This is a genomic window from Mesorhizobium sp. M2A.F.Ca.ET.067.02.1.1 (assembly GCF_004023285.1).
GTDB lineage: Bacteria > Pseudomonadota > Alphaproteobacteria > Rhizobiales > Rhizobiaceae > Mesorhizobium.
On record NZ_RZSB01000278.1, the window covers coordinates 1 to 7080 of the forward strand.

Below are 7080 nucleotides of genomic sequence, written 5' to 3' on the forward strand. Positions count from 1 at the left end.
GACCAGAAGGAAATAGCCTGCCTGGATGATCACGGCGCAAACGATGGCACGCAAGAGGATGGTGCCCGCCGACGCGCCGTCGAAATAAGACCAGCCGATGACGATCGCCAGCGCGAACATTATGCCTATGATGAATTTTGGCAGAGACATGTTCGCCGGCCTCTCAACCGAGACGAGCATGCAGAAGCTGCGACTTACCCACCCGCGTAACTCCCCGTTGCGCCAAAGAGCTCTTTCTGGCTGCCCAATCCGGCCGGTTGCTTCCGGCCTTCCTTACCCATGCAGACTATGACAGGAACAATTTGCGACTCTATTAAGGCGGGCTGATCGGAGCAAGGCCCGGCAGGTATGGTTTCCAATGATTTTACGAGATCGACTCTGCCATGCTGCGTCGCACACTGCGGCTTGAGCGGCTATTCAATGCCGCTTTTCTCGGCTCAGTCAAACCCGCGACTTTGAATAGTATTTTACCTGAATAACTTACCGTTGCGAGTGCTTCCGGTGCCATGCAACCGCGTTTCGTCTGCAGCAAAGAACGAACTGTCCAAAAAAGGCCTGAAAGGCGGACTACATTTTCCTGGTTTTCTGTCACCTTGTCATAAACGCGCCACAAAGGTGAAAATTTGGGCAGGGAAGGTTTATTATTTGGTCAATTCATGACGTGAACATTTCAGCGCGATGGGAAATTGTGTGTTGCGCTGCAGCATTTTTTTGATATCTTGCCGTAAACCATCCGTTCAACGTATGGAGCTTCTGCATGAGGGATGTCGCCAAGTCGGCTAATGCGGGTTTTGCGCAGGTCGGCGTTGATTTTCCACCCCCCATCGGCGGTCTGCTCAAACGCAGCTTCGATATCGTCGGTTCCCTGTCAGGGCTGGTTCTGCTCAGCCCGCTTTTCCTGATGGTCGCCTTGCTGGTCAAGCTTTCGGACAACGGTCCGATCTTTTACGGCCACAAGCGAATCGGCCGTGGCGGCAGGATTTTCTCCTGCCTCAAATTCCGCACCATGGTGCCGGACGGCGAGCGCGTGCTTGCCGCCTATCTGGCGGCCAATCCGGAGGCCAACGCCGAATGGATCGCGACGCGCAAGCTGAAGAACGATCCGCGCGTCACCCGCGTCGGCGCGGTGCTTCGCAAGCTCAGCCTCGACGAGCTGCCGCAGATCCTCAACATCCTGCAGGGTGACATGAGCCTTGTCGGCCCGCGCCCGGTCGTGCGCGACGAGCTGGAAATCTATGGCAGCGCCGCCGTCTATTACCTGAAGTCACGTCCGGGTCTCACCGGGCTGTGGCAGGTGAGCGGCCGCAACGACGTATCCTATGACACGCGGGTCGCCTTCGATCGCCATTATGTCGAGAACTGGTCATTGTTCGAGGACATTCGCATCATCTTCAAGACAGTTCCTGCCGTGTGGATGTCGCGCGGCAGCTATTGACCGGAACTATCGACCAACAGGCCTGCCCCGCGGCAACCGGGGTAGGCATCCGGCAGTGATCTCATTCGGGCGGATGGGGCCAAAGCGGATCGGAAACGTTCATTTGACAAAAGACCTCTTCGGACTGTCTTTCGCCTGCAGTCTCATATCTCGGACACCAGCCCGCGTCGCGGGCTTCTTGCTTGCGGCGTCACTGGCCATGCCGCAATTCGCCGCCGCCGGCGACTATCAGCTCGGCCCGCAGGACAAGCTCAATATCCGCGTCGCCGAATGGCAGACGGTCGACGGCACGTTCCGCGACTGGTCGGCCGTCAATGGCGAATATTCGGTCGGTCCGGGCGGGACGCTCTCGGTGCCGTTCGTCGGCGACATGCAGGCCGCCGGCAAGACGACGGCCGAGATCGCCTCGGCGATCGGGCTCGCGCTGCAGCGTAAGCTAGCGCTGCCCGACAAGCCGGAAGCCTCGGTCGAGATGGCGCAGTTCCGGCCGTTCTACATTTCGGGCGAAGTCCAGAATCCCGGCCAGTTTCCCTTCGTGCCCGATCTGACGGTGCTCAAGGCAATCAGCATCGCCGGCGGCATTCGGCGCAATGCCGACAACGGCCCGCAGATCGAAAAGGATCTGATCACCGCCAAGGGCAGCTATGACATCTATGACGACCAGCGCTTACGGCTGATGGTCAGGCGAGCCCGCATCGATGCCGACCTGGCGGGGAAAACTACTTTCGAGGTGCCTCAGGAAATCCAGGGCGATTCGAGATTGACGACGATCGTCGCGGACGAAACGGCGATCCTCATTTCCGACCAGAAGTCGCTGAAGCTGAAGCTCGATGCGCTCGACCAGTTGAAGGGTGTTCTGCAGTCGGAAATCGAATCGCTGCAAAAGAAGATCGCCAACCAGCAGAAGCAGGTCGACCTGGCCGAGCAGCAGGCAAACAGCATCGGTCCGCTGGCGCAGAAAGGGCTGATTGCCAATGCGAGATTGCTTTCCTCGCAGCAGACGGTCGCCGATCTGCAGGGCAAGATCCTGGACTATGAGACGGCTATCCTCACCGCCAAGCAGTCGATCAGCAAGGCAGAACAGGACGCCATCGACGCCCGTAACACACTGGGCTCGAGCCTCACTGCCGATCGGCAGCAAACGGAGGCGAGCCTGAACGAGGCGGGCTTGAGGGTCGGCATGCAGAAGGGCTTGATCGCTCAGGCGTCGGATCCGGCAACGACCGCCGCCCTCACCGGCAGCCAAGAACCGCCCCTGCTCTATTCGCTGGTGCGGGTCGCCGACGGCAAGACGAGCGAGATCGAGGCCAAGGAAGACACGCCTGTGCTGCCGGGCGACGTGATCAAGGTGAAGCTGGCGCCGACGGCCAGCCAGTAGCGCGCCGCCGGCCCGAGCTTGCCCCGCAGCGAACCGAGGAACGGAGGCGGGAGGAACACGTCAGGCTCGTTCGCGCACGACGCGAGCGGGGGATCTTGTTTGGACCGCTTGAAGGCATAGCATGCAGCCCGCAGCCCCGCGTCACGTGTATCTGAACCTCGACGCCATCCGCGGCGTGGCGGCGATCAGCGTCATGCTCTATCACTTCTCGCCGTTCCTGGCGGATGGCAAGGTGCTGCCGTCGAGCTATCTCGCGGTAGACCTTTTCTTCCTGCTGAGCGGCTTCGTCATAGCGCATGCCTATGACCGCAAGATCGAGAACGGCATGGAATCCGGCTCGTTCGTGGCCATCCGCCTGATCCGGCTTTATCCGCTTTATCTTGCCGGCACGCTGCTCGGCTTCTTCTATCTGCTGGTCAAGAACAGGCTGATGCCGGCCGAGTACGTGCCGCTGTCCGAGATCGGCCTGCAGCTGACGACCGGCATGTTCTTCATCCCGCTGGTCAGCGACGCCTATCACACGATCTTCCCGCTCAATCCGGCCTCGTGGTCGCTGTTTTTCGAGCTGATCGTCAACATCGCCTATGTCGCGGTGTTCGTCCTTTTGTCGCGGCGCGTGCTGACGGGGATCGTCGTCGTCAGCCTCGTCTTGCTCGTCGCGGCCTCTGTTTTCGCCGGCACGCTGGATTTCGGCATGACCGGCAAGACCATCGTCAGCGGGCTGCCCCGGGTCACCTTCTCGTTCTTCCTCGGGGTGCTGCTTTGCCGCTCCATGGCGCGCTGGCAGGGCAGTCTCGGCTTCCTGCGGAGCGGCTTGTGGGTCGAAGGCGCGATCCTGCTCACCCTTGCCGTCTTCGCCGTCGCACCGGCCGGCGGCGCGCGCGTTGTCTACGATCTTGCCGCAATCGTCATCGTCTTCCCGATCATGGTGGCGACCGGCGCGGTGGCGCCGACCGCGCCGCTTCTGTCTGGCGTCTATGGCTGGCTCGGGCGGATTTCCTACCCTATCTACATCATCCACACGCCGATGCTGATGATCATCGCCGGAGCCGGCAAGGCTTTCTCCATCGATCCTTTCGCGCACCATCCCTGGTTCGGTATCGTCATGGCGGCCTCGGTCGTCGTGATCGCGGACATCGCCACGCGCGTTTACGACGAGCCGGTGCGGCGCTTCCTGCAGCGGCAGATGCAGCGCGCGCGAGCCGTGGCTTAGCGCCGCTCATTCAAGAAGGGCTCAACGGACAAAATCCGGCATGAAGATTCCGAAATCCATTCTGATCGATCCCGATCGCAACGAGACCTACGGCGCCTTCGCGGTCGCGGTTTCCGTGATCGCCTTCGCCTATTCGCCCAATTTCGGCCAGATCCTGATCCTCGCCTACTATGCCGTCTGGCTGCCGCTGCTGTTCGTCGACTACCGGCGCTTCACCTGGAGGCTTTCCACCGCCTGGCTGCCGATCACGCTTGCGCTCTATGTCTGCCTGTCGGTGTTCTGGTCCCAGGCGGCGGGCGTCAGCGCGCGCGCGGCGGTGCAATATACCTCGCACATCGTCTGCGCCTATGTCGCGGCGCGCACCATCAGCGTGCGCACGCTGCTGGTGGGCTCGCTGATCGGTATCTTCGTCGTTCTGCTCTATTCCCTGAAAGTCGGCGGTTATGCGCTCGACATCATGGACGGCACGGTCAATTTCGTCGGTGCCTTCGGTTCCAAGAACCAGGTCGGCTTCTTCGCCTCGCTCGGCATCTTCTCTTGCCTTGCGTTCCTGGTCTTCTATCGGCGCAATTGGCTTGGCTTCGCCTGGACCGCGCCGATCATGCTTTTGTCGGTCTACATGCTGGCAATCGCCCATTCGGCGACGTCCGTGGCTTCGCTGCCGGCCGTGATCGGCGTCGTGTCGCTGCTCACCATGAGCAAGGTGCTGTCGCAGCGCTATCGCCGCGTGCTGTTCGTTGTCGGCGCCGGCTCCCTGGTGATGGCTGTCGTGGCAGCGCTCAACCTGGGCCTGCTGGATGTCGTGCTCGGCATCTTCGGCAAGGATTCGACGCTCACCGGCCGCACCTATCTGTGGGAGCAGGGCTGGGAGGCGGCGCAGCAGCGTCCGCTGCTCGGCTATGGCTACGCCGCCTACTGGGTGCAGGGCTTTGCCGATCCGGAGCGGCTGTGGGCGGAATTCTATATCTCGACCCGCACGGGCTTCCACTTCCACAACACCTATGTCGAGACGCTGGTGGAAATCGGCTTCATCGGCGCCACCCTGCTGGCGCTGGTCATCCTGCGCGCTTTCTATGGCCATGTGTCGAAAGTGGTGTTCGGCGACTGGAGTGCCGATTCGGTGGTGCTTGCCGGTGCCATCGGACTGATGCTGATCCGCTCCTTCTTCGAGGTCGAGATGCTCGGCCCCTACTTCATGGCGTCGTTCATCGTCTATTATGGCCTGTTCAGGCTGACCCCGTTGCCGGCCTTCCGGCGCCGCAGGGTGGCCGTTCCGGTCGAGGACGAGAGGCCTGCCAACGGCCGCGTCCCGGCGCCGGTCTGATCAGAATAGCCAAGCGCAAATCCGGGGGGAAACCACTGCGCCGGAGGCGACAGTTTCGACTCAACAGCTTCGTCAGCGTGCGCAAAGAGAAGGGTGGGTTTGTCCACAACCGCTCCCGATGTCAGTCGTGCAGGTCCCGCGAAATCGCCGGCGCGATGGTAAAATCGGAAAACGTCACCTCAAAACCCTCGCGCTGCGGCGAGCAGCACATCATGCCGACATCGACCGATTTCGAGACCGGGAAGTAGGCCAGCCGCACCGGCTTCCAATGGCCGTCTGCGGCATCCAGATACTGGATGCGGATCGCCTCGGCGTGACGGGTCAGGCGGATCCTGACGCCGTCCTTGCCGGCGGCGATGGCGACCAGCGACCAGTCGGAGGTGTCGTTGGTGACGACGACCGAGAAATAGGCCAGGCCGTCGGTGTATTCGATGCCGGCCTTGATCCAATGCGTTTCGCTGAGACGCAGCATCAGCCCCGCCTGATCGTAGAGCACCTTGTAGTCGCCCTTGACGGTGACCTCGGCGCTGAAGTCACCCTCGACGGGGCGGTAGAGGAAATGACCGTTGTCGCGCCAGAAGCCGTAAAAAGTCTCGCGCCAGAAATCCGTGTCCTTGCCGGTGCGGACGGTGAGCGTGCCGTCGCCGACCGCGTGGTGCGGCGGCGGGTTGAGCCATGTCATGTCGGCCACGCTCATCGATCTCCTCCCCGATTGGATCAGCCGGCGAACGTATAGGCCGTCTTCACCGTGGTGTAGAACTCCATGGCGTAGCGGCCCTGTTCGCGCGGCCCGTAGCTCGAGCCCTTGCGGCCGCCGAACGGCACATGGAAGTCGACACCCGCCGTCGGCAGGTTGACCATGACCATGCCGGCTTCGGAATTGCGCTTGAAATGCGTCGCATGCTTCAGGCTGGTGGTGCAGATGCCCGAGGTCAGGCCGAAGGGCGTGTCGTTGGCGACTGACAGCGCCTCGTCATAATCCTTGACGCGGATGACATTGGCGACCGGCCCAAAGATCTCCTCGCGCGAGATCCGCATCGCATTGGTCGAGCCGACGAACAGCGCCGGCTGCAGATAAAAGCCCGGCGTGCCACGCTCCAGCCGGTCGCCGCCGAAAGCAAGCTCGGCACCTTCCTGGCGGCCGATGGCGATATAGTCTTCGTCCTGCTTGAGCTGGGTCTGGTCGACGACCGGGCCGATCTGGGTCTTGGCGTCCAGCGCATCGCCGATGACCAGCTTGTCCAGGCGTTCCTTCACCGCGTCGACGAAACGGTCGTGGATGCCGTCGGTGACGATCAGGCGCGAGGACGCCGTGCAGCGTTGCCCGGTCGAGAAATAGGCGCCGTTGACGGCGCAATCGACAGCGACGGCCAGGTCGGCATCGTCGAGCACGACCAGCGGGTTCTTGCCGCCCATTTCGAGCTGGAACTTGCGCATGTGCTCGACGCTTGCCGCGGCGACGCGCTTGCCCGTGCCGACCGAGCCGGTGAAGGAGATAGCGTTGACGTCGGGGCTGTCGAGCATCGCCTGGCCGACCACCGAGCCCTTGCCCATGACGAGGTTGAGCACGCCCTTGGGCAGGCCGGCGCGGTGCAGGATGTCGACGATGGTCCAGGCGCTTTCGGGAACGAGCTCCGCCGGCTTGAAGACGATGGTGTTGCCGTAGGCCAGCGCCGGCGCGATCTTCCAGGCAGGGATGGCGATCGGGAAATTCCATGGCGTGATGATGC

6 protein-coding genes are annotated in these 7080 nt (G+C 62.1%); 4 read left to right on the forward strand and 2 right to left on the reverse strand.

The window, feature by feature from the left end; translation table 11 throughout:
- The first annotated feature begins 757 nt into the window (after positions 1 to 757).
- The 4 genes from EOA28_RS19085 to EOA28_RS19100 all read left to right on the forward strand — a co-directional run bounded on the left by EOA28_RS19085 (position 758) and on the right by EOA28_RS19100 (position 5350).
- Positions 758 to 1435 (forward strand): sugar transferase, encoded by a 678-nt coding sequence (locus EOA28_RS19085; RefSeq protein ID WP_042645112.1) that lies wholly within the window; start codon positions 758 to 760, stop codon positions 1433 to 1435.
- Positions 1436 to 1634: 199 nt separating this feature from the next.
- Positions 1635 to 2813 carry a polysaccharide biosynthesis/export family protein gene (locus EOA28_RS19090; protein WP_245463146.1) on the forward strand — a complete coding sequence of 393 codons (1179 nt, stop codon included), beginning with the start codon at positions 1635 to 1637 and terminating at the stop codon, positions 2811 to 2813.
- 121 nt (positions 2814 to 2934) lie between these two features.
- Positions 2935 to 4026 (forward strand): acyltransferase, encoded by a 1092-nt coding sequence (locus EOA28_RS19095; RefSeq protein WP_128315152.1) that lies wholly within the window; start codon positions 2935 to 2937, stop codon positions 4024 to 4026.
- Between the two features lie 40 nt (positions 4027 to 4066).
- On the forward strand, positions 4067 to 5350 hold the full coding sequence (locus EOA28_RS19100; protein ID WP_127249352.1) for an O-antigen ligase: 1284 nt from the start codon (positions 4067 to 4069) through the stop codon (positions 5348 to 5350).
- A gap of 121 nt (positions 5351 to 5471) precedes the next feature.
- Here the strand turns inward: EOA28_RS19100 and EOA28_RS19105 are convergent, their stop codons facing one another.
- Together EOA28_RS19105 and EOA28_RS19110 are read right to left on the reverse strand one after the other, a co-directional pair.
- On the reverse strand, positions 5472 to 6047 hold the full coding sequence (locus tag EOA28_RS19105) for a DUF1349 domain-containing protein (protein ID WP_126063049.1): 576 nt from the start codon (positions 6045 to 6047) through the stop codon (positions 5472 to 5474).
- A 20-nt stretch (positions 6048 to 6067) separates the two neighbouring features.
- Positions 6068 to 7080, reverse strand: a 1013-nt coding sequence (locus tag EOA28_RS19110) for an aldehyde dehydrogenase family protein (RefSeq protein ID WP_128315153.1), incomplete at its 5' end; no start/stop codon positions are given.

Coding starts and splice junctions, on each gene's coding strand:
- EOA28_RS19085 (WP_042645112.1), top strand. CDS start 758: ATGAGGGATGTCGCCAAGTCGGCTAATGCGGGTTTTGCGCAGGTCGGC.
- EOA28_RS19090 (WP_245463146.1), top strand. CDS start 1,635: ATGCCGCAATTCGCCGCCGCCGGCGACTATCAGCTCGGCCCGCAGGAC.
- EOA28_RS19095 (WP_128315152.1), top strand. CDS start 2,935: ATGCAGCCCGCAGCCCCGCGTCACGTGTATCTGAACCTCGACGCCATC.
- EOA28_RS19100 (WP_127249352.1), top strand. CDS start 4,067: ATGAAGATTCCGAAATCCATTCTGATCGATCCCGATCGCAACGAGACC.
- EOA28_RS19105 (WP_126063049.1), bottom strand. CDS start 6,047: ATGAGCGTGGCCGACATGACATGGCTCAACCCGCCGCCGCACCACGCG.